At 40.1% G+C, this 15913-nt stretch carries 16 protein-coding genes and 1 pseudogene; 14 read left to right on the top strand and 3 right to left on the bottom strand.

Annotated elements, in window-relative coordinates:
* Window positions 1-141: 141 nt before the first annotated feature.
* Window positions 142-1251 carry an endonuclease/exonuclease/phosphatase family protein gene (locus tag B4237_RS15470; RefSeq protein WP_286943856.1) on the top strand — a complete coding sequence of 370 codons (1110 nt, stop codon included), beginning with the start codon at window positions 142-144 and terminating at the stop codon, window positions 1249-1251.
* Between the two features lie 265 nt (window positions 1252-1516).
* On the opposite strand, the gene B4237_RS15465 is transcribed toward B4237_RS15470, so the two are convergent.
* Entirely contained in the window at window positions 1517-2452 is a 936-nt protein-coding gene (locus B4237_RS15465; protein ID WP_278595920.1) for a lauroyl acyltransferase, read from the bottom strand.
* Window positions 2453-2520: 68 nt separating this feature from the next.
* Here B4237_RS15465 and B4237_RS15460 point away from each other — a divergent pair.
* A pseudogene (locus B4237_RS15460) lies at window positions 2521-2763 on the top strand (DUF4334 domain-containing protein); the annotation flags it as partial.
* Between the two features lie 133 nt (window positions 2764-2896).
* Window positions 2897-3442: an O-acetyl-ADP-ribose deacetylase gene (locus B4237_RS15455; protein ID WP_278595988.1), complete on the top strand. Its 546-nt coding sequence runs from the start codon at window positions 2897-2899 to the stop codon at window positions 3440-3442.
* 40 nt (window positions 3443-3482) lie between these two features.
* Here the strand turns inward: B4237_RS15455 and B4237_RS15450 are convergent, their stop codons facing one another.
* Window positions 3483-5384 carry an ATP-binding cassette domain-containing protein gene (locus B4237_RS15450; RefSeq protein WP_278595919.1) on the bottom strand — a complete coding sequence of 634 codons (1902 nt, stop codon included), beginning with the start codon at window positions 5382-5384 and terminating at the stop codon, window positions 3483-3485.
* Between the two features lie 32 nt (window positions 5385-5416).
* Here B4237_RS15450 and B4237_RS15445 point away from each other — a divergent pair, with 32 nt between their 5' ends.
* On the top strand, window positions 5417-5662 hold the full coding sequence (locus B4237_RS15445; RefSeq protein WP_007478968.1) for a SlyX family protein: 246 nt from the start codon (window positions 5417-5419) through the stop codon (window positions 5660-5662).
* Window positions 5663-5716: 54 nt separating this feature from the next.
* Here B4237_RS15445 and B4237_RS15440 read toward each other — a convergent pair whose 3' ends face one another.
* Window positions 5717-6727, bottom strand: a complete 1011-nt coding sequence (locus tag B4237_RS15440; protein ID WP_278595918.1) for a zinc-binding alcohol dehydrogenase family protein — start codon at window positions 6725-6727, stop codon at window positions 5717-5719.
* A 99-nt stretch (window positions 6728-6826) separates the two neighbouring features.
* Here B4237_RS15440 and B4237_RS15435 point away from each other — a divergent pair, with 99 nt between their 5' ends.
* From B4237_RS15435 to B4237_RS15390, 10 genes are all read left to right on the top strand, one after another.
* Window positions 6827-7189 carry a winged helix-turn-helix transcriptional regulator gene (locus tag B4237_RS15435; RefSeq protein ID WP_278595917.1) on the top strand — a complete coding sequence of 121 codons (363 nt, stop codon included), beginning with the start codon at window positions 6827-6829 and terminating at the stop codon, window positions 7187-7189.
* Between the two features lie 154 nt (window positions 7190-7343).
* Window positions 7344-7793 carry a hypothetical protein gene (locus B4237_RS15430; protein ID WP_061397881.1) on the top strand — a complete coding sequence of 150 codons (450 nt, stop codon included), beginning with the start codon at window positions 7344-7346 and terminating at the stop codon, window positions 7791-7793.
* 33 nt (window positions 7794-7826) lie between these two features.
* Window positions 7827-10466, top strand: a complete 2640-nt coding sequence (gene topA / locus B4237_RS15425; RefSeq protein ID WP_286943852.1) for a type I DNA topoisomerase — start codon at window positions 7827-7829, stop codon at window positions 10464-10466.
* 89 nt (window positions 10467-10555) lie between these two features.
* On the top strand, window positions 10556-11314 hold the full coding sequence (locus B4237_RS15420; protein WP_278595916.1) for a hypothetical protein: 759 nt from the start codon (window positions 10556-10558) through the stop codon (window positions 11312-11314).
* A gap of 180 nt (window positions 11315-11494) precedes the next feature.
* Window positions 11495-12067, top strand: coding sequence for an HdeD family acid-resistance protein (locus tag B4237_RS15415; RefSeq protein ID WP_007478960.1), 573 nt, complete (start codon window positions 11495-11497; stop codon window positions 12065-12067).
* A 117-nt stretch (window positions 12068-12184) separates the two neighbouring features.
* Entirely contained in the window at window positions 12185-14164 is a 1980-nt protein-coding gene (locus tag B4237_RS15410; protein ID WP_278595915.1) for an ATP-dependent helicase, read from the top strand.
* 63 nt (window positions 14165-14227) lie between these two features.
* Window positions 14228-14473 (top strand): RNA recognition motif domain-containing protein, encoded by a 246-nt coding sequence (locus B4237_RS15405; RefSeq protein ID WP_004876705.1) that lies wholly within the window; start codon window positions 14228-14230, stop codon window positions 14471-14473.
* A gap of 6 nt (window positions 14474-14479) precedes the next feature.
* A complete protein-coding gene (locus tag B4237_RS15400; RefSeq protein WP_278595914.1) occupies window positions 14480-14839 on the top strand; it encodes an ASCH domain-containing protein in 360 nt (119 codons plus the stop codon).
* Between the two features lie 73 nt (window positions 14840-14912).
* The gene (locus B4237_RS15395) at window positions 14913-15416 is read left to right on the top strand and encodes a DUF6586 family protein (protein WP_004876710.1); all 504 of its coding nucleotides are present in this window, start codon (window positions 14913-14915) and stop codon (window positions 15414-15416) included.
* Between the two features lie 112 nt (window positions 15417-15528).
* Window positions 15529-15807, top strand: coding sequence for a hypothetical protein (locus B4237_RS15390; protein ID WP_004876712.1), 279 nt, complete (start codon window positions 15529-15531; stop codon window positions 15805-15807).
* The last annotated feature ends 106 nt before the right edge of the window (window positions 15808-15913 follow it).

The following is a 15913-nucleotide window of genomic DNA, read 5'->3' as shown; positions in this document are numbered from 1 at the left end:
CAAAAGCGACCACAACTGCAAGCTTTACGTAAATAAAACGATAATTTAATTGAGTGGAATAACTTGTTTGTATTAGATACAAAATTGATAAAGCCATAACTTTATTAATAAATTCCCTCTATCCTCAAGAGTAAAATTAACATGATATGGATTGAGATTTGTGCAGTAGTAGTTATTTGGCTGAGTTTATGGTCACTGATTCCTAGAGATGAATGGTGGTTTCGAGGAGCTGATTTTCCAAGATTACAAATATTAGCAGTGGGTTTGGTCACATTACTTGGCTTGTTGTTGATTAAGTCCGAGTGGACATTATTCAGAGAGCTATTATTAGTTGGGTTAATTGCGGCTGTTGCTTACCAATTAAGTATGGTCTTGCCTTATACGCCGATCTGGAAGAAACAAGTTAAACACGTTGCTAGACAGCAGTTAAATGAATCACAGCAGATTTCATTGTTGGTTGCGAATGTGCTTACACCAAATGACAAGTATGAATTGCTGCTCCAGCATATTTACCAGTTACAACCAGATATTGTATTAACGCTTGAATCAGATGAATTGTGGCAGAAAGCATTGCAGCCTATAGAACAAGAGTATCGCTATAAAGTTGCAGTCCCATTAAATAATTTATATGGAATGCATTTATATAGTCGGCTTCCTTTGTTGGAATCAGAAATTAAATTTATTTTAAGCGATGAAATTCCGTCAATACATGCCTGCTTAGAGTTGCGTTCAGGTGTACAAGTTCAACTTTATTGTTTACATCCTAAACCACCGAGTCCCACTGAAGCGAAAGATTCAACTTTGCGAGATGCTGAATTATTAATCGTTGGGGATCAAATTAAAGATTTAGATGAAAGTTGTATCGTGATGGGGGATTTGAATGACGTGGCTTGGTCTAGGACGACGCGATTATTTCAACGCATCAGCGGCTTACTTGACCCACGTGTTGGTCGGTATTTTATGAATACCTTTCATGCCGACTATCCATTATTAAGATGGTCTTTAGATCATATTTTTCATAGTACCGATTTTGGTTTGGTTGAAATGAAACGCTTGTCTCATATTGGTTCAGATCACTTTCCGATTTATGTGGTACTGCAAACAGGTAAGGTGTTTGAACAACAACAGCAATCACTAGACGAAACACCATCTGACGCTGAAGAAGCCGAAGATGCGATTCAGGAGGGAATTGAAAAGGCCGAAAAGGAAGAAAAAATGGTTGTTGATGAGCTAGCACAGCCTTATAAATAAGCTGGTTGATTAAACGGCCTTGATGTAAGCAATATCGTACATGGATTTAGTCCTACAGCGAATAGTCCAGTAAGACCAAAAGGTTTATTCTAAATACATCAGCACAGGGAAGCAGGAATGGAATTCCGATCTAAGGATAGCTAGCGCTGAGATGGAAAAGCATTATGGATATGATGCATGCGATGGACGCAAGATAATAAAAAATGTGAAAGCACAACCTCATTTGCCCGAGTTTCGTAGGATGCGAAACTCGGGTTTTAATTTTTTAATAGATCTTTTCATAACCTGCAGGTCGCGTTTTAAAACGACGGTGAAACCACATCCATTGTGTTGGTGCGATACGTAACTGCGCTTCAATGATTTTATTGACGCGAATGGCATCTTCAACCTCATCTTCGCTTGGCATGTTCTCAACCATAGGCTCAATCAGTACTTTGTATTTTGGATTGCGAATATCACCATATCGATAAAAATACAGTGGGATCGCAACGGCTTTTGAGATTTTTAATAAACGGCGATGTGCGGTAACGGTTGCCGCAGGGACACCAAAAAATGGAGCCATCACTCCTTGTTTCAAACCAAAGTCTTGATCTGGACTATACCAAATCGCGCCACCATCTTTTAAACGACGGACTAAGCCACGCATATCATCGTGATCAATTTGTTGTTGGTATATCGTGGCACGACAACGATAAATCAGCATATCCAACGTCGGATTATTTTGCGGACGATAAACCACATCAGGGTCAAAATATTGTGCGCATATATAACCCCCTGCATCGAGCAGCGTACTGTGTGTCCCTAACAGTAATATGCCTTTGCCTTGTGCTTTGGCTTGAGTGATATGTTCCAAACCTTCAATGCTATGCCGTCCTTTAAACCATTTTGGACAATACCAAGCATTTAAGGTTTCAAATACACCCAACATCATATCGACAAAGACTTGCTTTGCTTGGGCTTCAACTTCAGCAGTTGACCATTCAGGAAAGCAAAGCTCTAAATTTCGTAGTGTCGTTTTGCGGCGCGATTTAAGTAAATGCCAACACAATGCTGCTAAACCATGTGCCAAGCGCCATTGAATAGCCCATGGCAAAATTGCCAATAACATAAGAACAGTAATGGCGATCCAAATTTTCCAATACTTAGGAAGTAAAAACTCCCATTGAAATTCGCCAGGAATATAAGGCTGTTTTTGACTCATAAACTTAGATGCGTGGATGATGTTAAATTTTGCAGCAGTGTAGCATGAAGTAAGCCTGATAATATGCCAGTAAGTATCTAGCTGGTGCTTTGAAACTATTAAAAACCAAAGACAGTAAAGCACGTTTAAGGATGACTGAGTTTCGAGGGACAATATCGGCAACAATGATTTATGATGAAAAGCCCATTCACGATGTGTTTCGAAAAATAGATGAGAATACCGTATTAGGCTGGATGGATCTAAAACAGCAAGCTCAGCCCTATTTTTTTATTCTGCAACGCGATAATCAAAGTTCGCTTGGCTTTGAATAATCTAACTCTCTGTGAGGATTTATCTTTTGCAAATTGAATCTGAGATCAAGTTGTACTTACACTTTTTAAATCTAAAAAGATAAAGCACATGCTTTTTGTCGATATATCAATGACTACAAAATGGGAGCAAATCTTGAAAACGATAAAAATAATCAAAGGTGATATTACTCAAATTGCTACGGATGCGATTGTGAATGCAGCCAATACTTCTCTCTTAGGTGGAGGTGGTGTAGATGGTGCAATTCACCGAAAAGGCGGCGCAGCGATTTTGGCAGATTGTCAAAAAATAAGAGCAAAACAGGGTGGTTGTGCTGTTGGTGAAGCGGTGATGACGACAGCGGGAAATTTGCGTGCGAAATATGTCATTCATACCGTTGGACCCACTTGGGGCGATGGACAGCACGATGAGGCTTTATTATTGGAAAATGCTTATCTGAATAGTTTTAGATTGGCTGAAAGCTTGGAACTTAAATCTATCGCTTTTCCAAATATCTCAACAGGGATATATCACTTTCCTAAACAGCTTGCCGCACAGATTGCATTTACAAGCATTGCTGATGAGCTTAGAAATGGGCGAAGTGTAAAAGAGGTTGTATTTGTCTGTTTTGATGATGAGAATTTTAATATTTATCAAGTAGTCAAGGATGAGCTTAAATTAGAAGATATTGTCGTCATTTAAATCGAGCACCTATCTCGATGATAGGTGCCCGATGATTTAATTATCCTTTAGATGCGTTTTCTAACTCATCCCAACGCTCTAATTTTTCTAGCAATAATTCTTCGATTTCTGCTAAACGTTGACTTGCTGAAGTTGCGGCATTGGCATCCGAAACAAACCATGAACCATCTGCTAATTTTTCTGATAGTTCAGTTTGTTCAGTTTCTAGTTTTTCAATCTCAGCTGGAAGTTGTTCGAGCTCACGCTGATCCTTATAACTGAGTTTTACTTTTTTCGGTGCAGCTGTTGTTGCCGCAGCTTCAGCTTTGGCTTGTGCTTTTTTTACATCACTTTTTTGATCTACGACTTTCTGATCTGGGCGTTGCTCCAAGTAATCTTGGTAACCACCGATGTACTCGTCAATGTTGCCTTTACCATCGAATACCCATGTTGAAGTCACGACATTATCCATAAATGCACGGTCATGCGAGATCAGTAATAGCGTACCTTTGTATTCTGAAAGTAATTCTTCAAGCAGCTCTAAAGTCACCATGTCGAGATCATTGGTTGGCTCATCCATCACGATTAAGTTTGATGGTTTAAGTAACAGTTTCGCCAATAAAATACGATTTCGTTCGCCACCTGAAAGTGCTTTAACAGGTGTACGCGCACGCTCAGGTGAGAATAGAAAGTCTTGCAAATAACTGTAAATATGGCGGCGGTTTCCATTCACATCAACGTAATCAGAACCTTCCGAAACGTTTGCCATGACACTTTTTTCAAGGTCAAGTGCATTACGTAATTGATCGAAATAGGCGACTTCAAGTTGTGTGCCTGTTTTTACTGATCCACCGTGCTCAATTTCACCTAAGATTGCTTTGATCAAGGTGGTTTTACCAACACCGTTGTCACCAACTAAGCCAATACGATCGCCACGCAACACGATTGCCGAGAAGTCTTTAATCAATGGCTTATGATCATAGCTGATACTTAAGTGCTCGATTTCAAAAACGAGTTTTCCTGAACGATTGGCTTCTTGTGCCGCCATCGTTACTTTGCCTTGCTGCGAACGACGTGCTTTAGATTGTTCACGTAGGTCTTTTAATGCGCGAACACGTCCCTCATTACGAGTACGGCGCGCTTTAATGCCTTGACGAATCCAAGCTTCCTCTTCTGCTAGCTTTTTATCAAATAAAGCATTTTGTTTTTCTTCTGCTTCCATTTGTTGTGCTTTAAGTTCGAGATAGCGCGAATAGTTACCTTCGTAACCACGCAAAATACCTCGGTCAAGCTCCACAATACGTGTTGCGATACTGTCAACAAATGAACGGTCATGCGAAATGAATAGTAATGTGAGATTGTTTTGATCGAGTAAGAATTTCTCTAACCATTCGATACTTTCAACGTCTAAATGGTTGGTTGGCTCATCGAGTAGTAAGACATCTGGTTGAGTCAACAGGGCGCGTGCAAGTAGTACACGGCGCTTACGACCACCTGAAAGGTCGGCCAAATCGGCATTTGGGTCAAGTCCCATTTTACCTAAGATGGTATTCACTTTGTTTTCAAGTGCCCAACCATCAAGCTGATCGAGTTTATGTTGCAACATACCCATACGATCGCAGGCTTCCATATCGCCGATTACGCAGGCATCACTTGCTTCATGGTATTCTTTGAGAACTGTTGCAGCTTCGCCTGCACCATCAGCAACAATATCAGCCACTTTGCCTGAATCCATCGGCACATCTTGGGCTAACATAGAAACAGTTAACCCATTTTGAATCGAAACTTCACCCGTATCGGGCAATAAACTTCCCTCAATCAGTTTTAATAAAGTAGACTTACCCTCACCATTACGGCCAATCAAACAGACTCGCTCGCCACGTTCTAGATTAAAGTGCGCGCCGTCGAGTAGGGCAGGTCCGCCAAATGCGAGATGGACATCCCTTAAAGTAATATAGGCCATAATGTTTCCTAAAAGTTCAGATGAGGTCTGAAATGACTAAACAACATAATTTTGATGATCACGCGTCATTTTCCGCACCCATTGAAGATTTGCAAGTCCGAATTGCATTTTTAGATGATTTAGTTGAACAGTTAAATCAACAATTGGCAATTCAGACCAAAGAAATCGCTGATTTAAAAAAACAAATGCAAATTTTGTATCAACGTGTTGAAGCATCCGATTTATCTGAAGGAATTGCACCTTTTGATCCGATGAGTAATAAACCACCGCATTATTAATATATGGCAAGCGTGAAACTTGCCATATTTTGTCTTTTATTTGACAGTTTAATATTAAAAACCATGCATTACGATTTTACCTTTCGTTGAACCACTTTCGATTTGTAGATGTGCTTGTTTGAGGTTCTCTGCATTAATCGGAGATAAAACTTGGGTTACTGTTGTTTTAATTTTACCAGCATCTACAAGCATTGAAATTTGATCAAGCAGCTCACTTTGTTTGATCATATCTTCAGTTTGATACATTGAGCGTGTGAACATAAATTCCCAATGAATCGATACTGACTTTGATTTAAAGGGCTTAATGTCTAATTGCTCAGGGTCATCAATCAAGCCGAAATGCCCTTGAGGGGCGATCAGTTGTGCAATATCAGGTAAATGTTGATCGGTTTGGGTAGTTGAAAATACATACGTTGGTGCATTTAGACCGAGCTTGGTTATTTGCTCTGCTAAGGGTTGACGATGGTCTAAAACAAAATCTGCACCGAGCTGTTTGACCCATTCGGCTGTTTCAGGACGAGAGGCAGTACTGATAATTGTTAAATTAGTTAATTGCTTGAGCAGTTGGATAGTAATTGAGCCTACACCACCAGCACCTCCAATCACCAAGATAGTGGTATTTAAAGGTGATGAAGTTGGTACTTTTAAACGATCAAACAACATTTCCCATGCAGTGATTGCCGTCAGAGGTAAGGCAGCGGCTTCAATAGTATCGATCGACTTTGGTTTATGCCCCACTATGCGCTCATCTACTAAATGCAATTCGCTGTTGCTGCCTTGACGATTCAGTGCGCCTGCATACCAAACAATATCGCCAACTTTAAATAATGTTACCTCCTCGCCGATAGCTTCGACGATACCGACAGCATCCCACCCTAAAATTTTCCATTGATCTTGTTCAGGATTTACATTGTGACGAATTTTGGTATCAACTGGATTTACAGAAACTGCTTGAACGCGGATGAGTAAGTCATGACCTTGTGCCGTTGGTGCATCAATTTCAATATCAATCAATGCATTTTTAGACGTGATAGGACTTGCCTTTTGATATGCCACAGCTTTCATGATGGTGATTCCTCTTGTTCGGAATTTAAGCTTAGCGTAAGCTTGAAATGTGTGACTACATACAAATAACGCTCATAGTGTCAAAAAGGATACTGTTGTATGGCAAAAGTGCGACATTCGAGTTTTGATTGCTCACCTGGTTGTTCTGTTGAAGCTGCCATTAGCTTGATTGATGGAAAGTGGAAATGCGTTATTCTCTGGCATTTATTAAATGAAGGTACATTACGGTTTAACGAAATTCGAAAACGTATTCCTTCTATTACACAGAGAATGTTGACCAATCAACTTCGTGAATTAGAGCAAGATGGCATTATTCACCGTGAGGTCTATCCTCAGGTTCCCCCTAAAGTTGAATATTGTTTAACTGATTTTGGCCATAGTTTAGAGCATATTTTATTGGCTTTAAAAAGTTGGGGAGATACCCACATTGATCAGTTCGGTAAAATCGCTTCAATTGAATAAAATAAATCTAAGCAGTTATAGATGATGCCGCATCATTTTATATAAATAGATCGATTTCTAGTTTATAAATGAATTGAGTAATATTTTTAGGTTGTAACTTGCCTTTTTTATTCAACTTATGTAACGCTAATAAAAGGATGTTTTGGGCGACATTATGAGTAATATTGGAATTTGGATAACGGTTGCGATAGTACTTTTTGTACTGGGTTCAATTTTTGGCTTGCGTGTAAGTCCGAGAGAAAAAGCACTTGGATTAATGCGTGATCAAGCACGAAAAATGGGACTACATCCACGTTTAATTGTTGCTCCAGAATGGACAAAAGTTCCAATGGCTTCAGAAAAACGTGCCAGCATGGTGGCTTATTATAGTGTGCTTATTCCAGATGCACGCTTAGCGCTGATGCGAGCAAGAGTAGTTGATGGCAAGCTAGAAGTGGTGCAAGGTGATCAGAAATTTAATGATTTACCCATTGCATTAACAGGAGTTTATGCTATTGATATGCAGGCTAACTGTGTCGGGCTTTATTGGGATGAAGAAACAGACCTGAGAGCGACACAGCTTGAAGATATGAAAGCTTATTTACATGAATTAGCGAAGCGCTAATTCTTTGATTGATCATAGGAATTTTTTTTAATTATGGCGAATACCCCACGCTCTGCTTCAAAAAGCACAGCAGCTTCAACATCTGCTGCAAATAAACGTGCCTTAGTGATTGTGGAGTCGCCTGCAAAAGCGAAAACCATTAATAAATATTTAGGCTCACAATTTGTTGTGAAGTCATCGGTCGGTCACGTACGTGATTTACCTACAGGTGGCGGTGCAAAATCAACAGAAAAGAAGCCAGCTACACGAACCAAGCTGACAGAAGAACAAAAAGCTGAAAAAGCTCAAAGTGCATTGATCAACCGTATGGGTGTTGATCCTGAACATGATTGGATTGCACATTATGAAGTGCTTCCAGGTAAAGAAAATGTTGTTGCTGAATTAAAAAAGCTCGCTAAAGATGCTGATGCCATCTATCTCGCAACGGATTTGGATAGAGAAGGGGAAGCAATCGCTTGGCATTTGCGTGAAGTGATTGGCGGTGATGACAGTCGTTACCATCGTGTTGTATTTAACGAAATTACCAAAAATGCGATTCAAGAAGCGTTTAAACAGCCAACACGTCTTGATTTAAACCGTGTAAATGCACAACAAGCACGTCGATTCCTTGACCGTGTTGTTGGCTTTATGGTGTCACCACTTTTGTGGGAAAAAATTGCGCGTGGACTTTCTGCAGGGCGTGTTCAATCTGTTGCGGTAAAACTGGTTGTTGAGCGTGAACGTGAAATTCGTGCATTTATCCCAGAAGAATATTGGCAAGTCTTTGCAGATACCTTGTCTAAAAAAGATGACATTCGTTTAGAAGCCGTTCGACAAGCAGGTAAAACGCTTAAGCTTAAAAATAAAGCTGAAACTGATGCATTACTCAATGTATTAAAAGACGCAGAATATAAAGTTGCGTTACGCGAAGATAAACCGACTAAGGTAAACCCAAGCGCACCTTATATCACTTCAACCTTACAACAAGCAGCCAGTACACGCTTAGGTTTCTCTGTAAAGAAAACTATGATGCTTGCGCAACGCTTGTATGAAGGCGGTTTTATTACTTATATGCGTACTGACTCAACCTTTTTGAGTGATGACGCTGTGAATATGGTACGTAATCATATTCAACAAAGCTTTGGTGACAAATACCTACCAGCGAAACCAAATCGTTATGGCAATAAAGCAGGCGCACAAGAAGCCCACGAAGCAATCCGTCCATCAGATGTAGTTTTGACGGGTGACAAGCTTGCAGGCGTAGAACGTGATGCTCAGCGTTTATATGATTTGATTTGGCGTCAATTCGTTGCGTGTCAAATGACACCAGCTGAATATTTATCATCAACTTTAACGGTTGAAGCGGCAAATGTTGAGTTGAAAGCCAAAGGTCGTACTTTGGTGTTTGATGGCTTTACCCGCGTTCGTGGTGCCAATAAATCTGATGATGATATTTTATTGCCTGCGGTAAAAGTGGGTGAAGTGCTTAAGCTAGAGAAGCTTGATCCGAGTCAACATTTTACTAAACCACCTGCACGCTTTACTGAAGCATCTTTGGTTAAAGAGTTAGAGAAAAAAGGCATTGGTCGTCCATCGACTTACGCTGCGATTATCTCGACGATTCAAGAACGGGGTTATGTGAAGCTTGAAAACCGTCGTCTGTTTGCAGAAAAGATGGGTGAGATCGTTACTGATCGTTTGGATGAAAGTTTTAACAACCTGATGAATTATGCTTTTACAGCAGATTTAGAAGGACAGTTAGACCGCGTTGCGACAGGTGAACGTAATTGGAAAGAGTTACTCGATACATTCTACGGTGATTTTAAAAAGCGTTTGACCAATGCACAGGGTGAAAACGGTATGCGCCGTAATCAGCCTATTGAAGTTGCAGATGTGCCATGTCCTGAATGTTCGCGTCCAATGCAAGTCCGTACAGGAACGACAGGTGTGTTTTTAGGATGTTCTGGTTATAACTTGCCACCAAAAGAACGTTGTAAAGGCACGCTCAATTTAACGCCTGTAGAATCTTTAGCAGCATTATCAGATGATGATGGTGCAGAAACTGCAGACTTAATGTCTAAACATCGTTGTCCTAAGTGTGGGACGGCAATGGATAGCTATGTGGTTGATGGTGGTCGTAAACTTCATGTCTGTGGTAATAACCCTGATTGTGATGGTTACGAGCTTGAAGAAGGCGAATTCAAAATCAAGGGTTATGATGGTCCAACTATTCCATGTGATAAATGTGATGGTGAGATGCAGTTGAAAACTGGTCGTTTTGGCCCATACTTCGCTTGTTCTAGCTGTGATAACACACGTAAAGTATTGAAAAATGGTCAGCCTGCGCCGCCGCGTGTTGACCCAATCAAAATGGAACACCTGCGCTCAACCAAGCATGATGATTTCTTCGTATTACGTGATGGCGCAGCGGGTCTATTTTTGGCGGCAAGTAAATTCCCGAAAATTCGTGAGACACGCGCACCAAAAGTTGCGGAGCTGCGAAGTGTTGCAGATCAGCTTGATCCTAAATATCAGTTCTTATTGCAAGCACCTGATGTTGATCCTGAAGGGAATGCGACTGTTGTGAAATTTAGCCGTAAGAACCAAGCACAATATGTAGGTTCTGAAACAGCAGAAGGTAAGCAAACCAAGTGGAGCTTAGTTTTCCAAGATGGAAAATGGGTAGAAGCTTAAAGTAGAAATATTCAAAAAATGCTAGCAACTTGCTAGCATTTTTTATAGAACAAATTAAAAAATAAAGTATTGGGTGGGGAATTAGAAAAATGTGGAAAAATATCCGAGTAGCATGTCTATTGGTCGTGCTTTTGATCGTTGCAGTAAATGCATATCGCGATCAAAATCAAAACTGGAATCAACCCATTAATATTCTTTTACACCCGATCAATGCAGATGGTTTGGCTTCAACACAACAATATATTCAACAACTACAGTCGGCTGATTTTGCTGATGTAAAACAATATTTAGAAGAAAATAGTCGACAGTATCGTGGGCAAAGTAGTTATTTCATGATTCAAATTGGGCGAGAGCTACACACAGTGCCCCCACGAATGTCCGAACAACCAAGTATTTTGAAAAATATCTTATGGAGTCTCAAGTTTCGCTATTATGCTTGGAAGCAACATCAATCTATTGATGGATCGCCGAGTTTAACCTTATATCTCAATTATTATGATCCGAAGCAAACAAGGGAATTAAAACACTCTACGGCATTAGAAAGAGGACGAATTGGATCAGTCAATTTGTTCGCATCACGGAAACAAGTCGAGCAGAACAACGTCGTTTTGGTACATGAGCTGCTACATGGTTTTGGCGCAACGGATAAATATAATTTAAATACGGGTGAACCTGTTTTTCCAATTGGCTATGCTCAAGCGGATAAACAGCCTTTGTATCCGCAGACTGAAGCTGAAATCATGGGTGGACGTATTCCTTTATCGGCGCAAAAAAGCAAAATGCCGCAGAACTTAGAGCAGACCGTGATCAGCGTAATAACTGCACAAGAAGTAGGCTGGATTAAATGAACTGTGGATAAATCTGGACTTATCCATATTATTTAAAATGATTGCTACAAAATAAAAAAACTGAAATAAAACACAGATTTTTCTGACATTCCGTCATTAATTCTCAACATGCCTTATACAGAATTCACCGTAAAAGGCGCTCAATATATAAATATAACATTGATGATAAAAGAGTAAATAATGATGAAAACTGTGGGTAATGACCTCATTCGTAATCAGCTACATGCTGATCGTAAGTGGTATCTGTTATTAGGTGTCTTATTGGTCGTTTTTGGTTTGGTTCTTTTAGCGGCGCTGCCATTTGCAACATTATCTGCAGTACTTTTATTCGGTGTACTGATGATGTTGGGTGGTATTTTACATTTTGTCGCTGCATTTATGGTGTTTAAAGGCGGTACACGTTGGTTATGGGCCTTGTTTGGTGTTTTATACATCGTGGCAGGTTATTTTGCGTTTACTACGCCTGTGATTACCGCGGTCGTACTTACCAGCTTTTTGGCAGTTGCTTTGATTATCGCGGGTATCATTCGTACTGTTAATGCTTTTATTCTCAGACCGATTTCTGGATGGGGGTGGGTGTTATTTTCAGGTATCTTGACGCTACTAACAGGTATTTTAATTCTGTCATCGCCTGATTCACCTTTTTGGGTATTGGGTATGTTTCTTGCGATTGATATTTTATTCCAAGGGATTAATTATTTGACCTTTGCTAGTGCCATTAAGCAGCTTCCTCATAGTTCTACTACTATTTAAATATCAAGGTCATCTTAGAGCATGTGTTTACATGCTCTTTTTGTTTTTAAGTCATCAGAAACATATCGAGTGCCTGAGTCTGTTAAAATAACGTTTCGTTTATAACTGATCGATTTTATGACGCTTGCCAAGCTAATTGATGAACTGAATCCACAACAGAAACAGGCTGCAATAACCACTGCGCAAAACTGCTTAGTCTTAGCAGGAGCCGGTTGTGGTAAAACCAAAACGATTGTGGCAAGAGCAGCGTATTTAATTGATCAGGGACTACCTGCGCAACAGATTCAAATTCTGACATTTACCCGCCGCGCAGCGAGTGAAATCATTACGCGTGTTGAGCAACATATGGGTGAGCAGGCTAAGGGCTTACGTGCATCCACTTTTCATACTTTTTGTATGTATCTGCTACGTCGTAATCCACGCGCTTTTGGTCTTACACAATTTAGTATCATTGATCGTGATGATCAATTGCTGATGTTCCGATTATTACGTGGTAAAGATAAAGGTAATGTGCTGCCTAAAGCAGCAGAGCTATGTGATTTGTATTCGTATGCACGTAACACTAAAACCAAACTCTCGGATGCTTTAGTTGAACAACTGCCACAGGCAGTAGAGTATAAAGTGCAAATTACTGAACTGATGAAAGCTTATGAGCAGCGTAAGCAAGAGCGTAATTTTCTAGATTATGATGATATCTTAGCGATCGTTGCCGTACACCTACTAAATTCACCTGAGTTAGTGAAATGGGTCACTGGTTTCTGTTCAGCACTTTTAGTCGATGAAATGCAGGATACCAATCCGTTGCAATGGGCATTGTTACAGCCTTTAGTCGGGAAGGTTAAATTGTTTTGTGTAGGTGATGATGCACAGTCAATCTATGGGTTTCGTGGTGCTGACTTTGAAAATATTCATCATTTCAAAGCGCGTGTTCCTGATGCCGAAGTGCTTACATTGGAAATGAACTATCGCTCAACTCAAGGTATTTTAGACTTATCCAATTGGTTGCTTGATCAAAGCCAAATTGGTTATGACAAACATTTACAAGCCTATCGAGGCAAAGGCTTAAAACCTCAACTGCATATCTTGAGTAATGAGTTTGAAGAGGCAAATTGGATTATTCAAGATTTAAATCGTCGTCACCTACAAGGGGCAGCTTGGGCTGAACACATGGTGTTATTGCGTTCAGGCTTTAGTGGGCGATATTTGGAAGGTGCGCTGATTGCAGCAAATATTCCCTATCGCTTCATTGGTGGTGTGAAACTACTTGAGTCGGCGCATGTTAAAGATGTTTTGAGTTTATTACGCGTTAGTGTTAATCCACAGGATGATTTGGCTTGGATGCGTTTTCTCACGCTTTGGGATGGGGTGGGGGATGTCGGTGCAAGTAAGTTAGCACAAGAATTAATTCAGCTACCTGATATAGAGGCGCGTTGTCAGCGTTTAGAACGACATGGCAAAGTACCACAACAAGCCATTTTGATCTTGATGCAACTGAATGTGTTACAACAGCATGTCGAAGCTTGTATTGGCTTGGCCTTGGATGCATTGGCTGAGCAATTGGAAAATAATTATAAAACCAAAGATTGGTCTCGTCGTGTTAAAGACTTTGACTTGGTCAAACAATTGGCGCGTAAACATAGTGCTTTAGGTGAATTTTTAGAAGAGTATGTACTTGATCCAATTTCTATTTCGGAAATTGATAAAACACCTGATCAAGACCTTGTCACACTGATTACCATTCATTCAGCCAAAGGTGCGGAGCAGAAAGTTTGCTATGTTCCTCATGTCTCTCCAAATCAGTACCCACATGCCAGAGCGCAAGGTGATTTTGATGACGTAGAGGAGGAGCGGCGCGTCCTTTATGTTGCATTAACTCGCGCTGAAAATGAATTAATTTTGACCAAGCAGAATCTGAATTTATGGTCACAGGATCAATACGATGAGTTAGGGCGAAAAATAGAAAGTTATTTTTTAAATAATTTGCCTCAGCATTTGGTTGATGTTCAGATTCATCGAGATATTCCTCGAGCTTATGGACAAGCCAATCGTTCTCGTTCGATGACAATCAATTTAGGTTTTGGGATAGATTTCGATTAAACTAGCTCAATTCAATCGTTGTTGATTCACTGACGAGTTCGTGAATCCTTTTTAGGTTTTAGTATGAAAATTTTAGTTCGTAATTTAGATCGTAGCGTGACCGAAGCAGAAGTGCTCGACTTATTTAAGACCTATGGGAAAGTTGATTCTTGCGTTGTCGTAAAAGATGCTGATACGGGTAAGTCTAAAGGTTTTGGCTTTGTTGAAATGTCGAATCCGCGTGAGGCGGTTAAGGCTGTAAAAGGTTTAAATACTTTGAAAGTTAAAGGCGCTGGTATCCGTGTAAAAATTGCGGAAGATAAAGCCTAATTTTTTATGTTAAAGCAATATCAAGCTTTATCGATAGTTGAGCCAAATGGTGGGCGAATTGCACAAGGTTTAAAGACGCTTGAAATTCGCTCATGGCAACCTGAGTATCTGCCGCTTAAAAATCTTGTGATTGTAGAAAATCAGAGTTTCTTGCTCGCAGATGGTGAAGAGGAAATCGGTCGAGCTGTTGCTTTGGTGGATATTGAGTCCGTACATCTTTGGACAAAAGATGAAGTGAATGCAGCATGTGCTTCATCTTGGGCAGTGGGATATTTTGCTTGGGTGATCAGCAATGTACGACCATTTTCACAGCCAATCGAAACCATAGCGAAAAGAAAACTTTATCGTCTTGAATTGAAGCTCTAAGTACTATTTGTTTCATCGTTAATTCGCTTTACAATCAATCATGATTTAAATGAAATGAAAAAAGGGATTTGTTATGTCTCGTGTTGCTCGCTACCATGCCGATCGTACCAATCAAAAACTCTATTTTGCTCGACTCGCATGTCAACAAGCCGAGCAGACTGAGCATATTCAACAGGCTCAAGCATACCGTGAAGCCGCTGTATTTCATTTGCATGGTGCAATCTTAGCGTTCTTGCAGGAGTTAGTTCGTTATTACCGCTTAAATGACTTACAACCGACGTTTAAATCGGTTGAAGAGCATATGGCAGATAAAGGACAGGTTTCGCCTGAAATCGTTGTTTTACAGCAGTTAGCGAAAGATGGATTTGTGGCAGAGTTGAAACGCGCTTATCGTATGTGTCAATATGCACCTGAGCCGACTGCACCTGAACCAGAAAGTGAAACTTCTTCAAATCTCATTATTAAGGTTACTCAGAGTCCACAAGCGTGGTTGCCAGATGCCAAAATTCTACGTGAATGGCATCGTGAATTGAGCCATCTGATTGATGGTTTCCGTAATGAAATGGTCGAGTTCTAAGTTGAACAATTCAACGACTTGAAATTTAAGCAAGCAGTACACATATAAATAAGACGTGAGATCGCAAAGTACAAACGTGCTTTGCCACCATGTTGAAACATGGAGAGAATATATGTCAATGCAACAGTTAAAAGAATTGTTTGGTAATCAAGAAGCCGTTTTGGAGCTTGTTCAACTCGAAGGTGGTGAGCTTGCTTTGCGTAATGCTGACTCTGAAAAAGAGCCATTGGTGAAAATTCAGTTTAGCGATGAAGTTAAAGAAATCTTAGGAGATCAAACTCCATCAGTTGCTCAGCATATGATTCAGGCTGCTTTATTTGGTTTGTTGGAAAAACAAATGAATCAATGGCAAGCAGAAGTGCTGGATGAGCAGCCAGCTCACTTAAGTTAATTGCATAAAAAAAGCGTACTACAGTACGCTTTTTTATTATATCGAAAAGGCTTAATGTGTACTAGCTCAAACCTGATCTGACAGTTACCGATATTTGCTTAAGACT

The sequence above is a fragment of the Acinetobacter sp. UBA6526 genome (assembly GCF_002434875.1).
Classification (GTDB): Bacteria; Pseudomonadota; Gammaproteobacteria; order Pseudomonadales; family Moraxellaceae; genus Acinetobacter; species Acinetobacter venetianus.
Note: the sequence above shows the minus strand (reverse complement) of the source record. Positions and strands in the feature narration are given on the sequence as shown.

Excerpts from the sequence above, each read along its gene's own strand:
- B4237_RS15415 (WP_007478960.1), top strand. The coding sequence starts at position 11,495 with ATGATGAAAACTGTGGGTAATGACCTCATTCGTAATCAGCTACATGCT.
- B4237_RS15450 (WP_278595919.1), bottom strand. The coding sequence starts at position 5,384 with ATGGCCTATATTACTTTAAGGGATGTCCATCTCGCATTTGGCGGACCT.
- B4237_RS15430 (WP_061397881.1), top strand. The coding sequence starts at position 7,344 with ATGAGTAATATTGGAATTTGGATAACGGTTGCGATAGTACTTTTTGTA.
- B4237_RS15400 (WP_278595914.1), top strand. The coding sequence starts at position 14,480 with ATGTTAAAGCAATATCAAGCTTTATCGATAGTTGAGCCAAATGGTGGG.
- B4237_RS15420 (WP_278595916.1), top strand. The coding sequence starts at position 10,556 with ATGTGGAAAAATATCCGAGTAGCATGTCTATTGGTCGTGCTTTTGATC.
- B4237_RS15445 (WP_007478968.1), top strand. The coding sequence starts at position 5,417 with ATGACTAAACAACATAATTTTGATGATCACGCGTCATTTTCCGCACCC.
- B4237_RS15435 (WP_278595917.1), top strand. The coding sequence starts at position 6,827 with ATGGCAAAAGTGCGACATTCGAGTTTTGATTGCTCACCTGGTTGTTCT.
- B4237_RS15390 (WP_004876712.1), top strand. The coding sequence starts at position 15,529 with ATGTCAATGCAACAGTTAAAAGAATTGTTTGGTAATCAAGAAGCCGTT.
- B4237_RS15465 (WP_278595920.1), bottom strand. The coding sequence starts at position 2,452 with ATGAGTCAAAAACAGCCTTATATTCCTGGCGAATTTCAATGGGAGTTT.
- topA (WP_286943852.1), top strand. The coding sequence starts at position 7,827 with ATGGCGAATACCCCACGCTCTGCTTCAAAAAGCACAGCAGCTTCAACA.
- B4237_RS15405 (WP_004876705.1), top strand. The coding sequence starts at position 14,228 with ATGAAAATTTTAGTTCGTAATTTAGATCGTAGCGTGACCGAAGCAGAA.
- B4237_RS15395 (WP_004876710.1), top strand. The coding sequence starts at position 14,913 with ATGTCTCGTGTTGCTCGCTACCATGCCGATCGTACCAATCAAAAACTC.
- B4237_RS15470 (WP_286943856.1), top strand. The coding sequence starts at position 142 with ATGATATGGATTGAGATTTGTGCAGTAGTAGTTATTTGGCTGAGTTTA.
- B4237_RS15440 (WP_278595918.1), bottom strand. The coding sequence starts at position 6,727 with ATGAAAGCTGTGGCATATCAAAAGGCAAGTCCTATCACGTCTAAAAAT.
- B4237_RS15410 (WP_278595915.1), top strand. The coding sequence starts at position 12,185 with ATGACGCTTGCCAAGCTAATTGATGAACTGAATCCACAACAGAAACAG.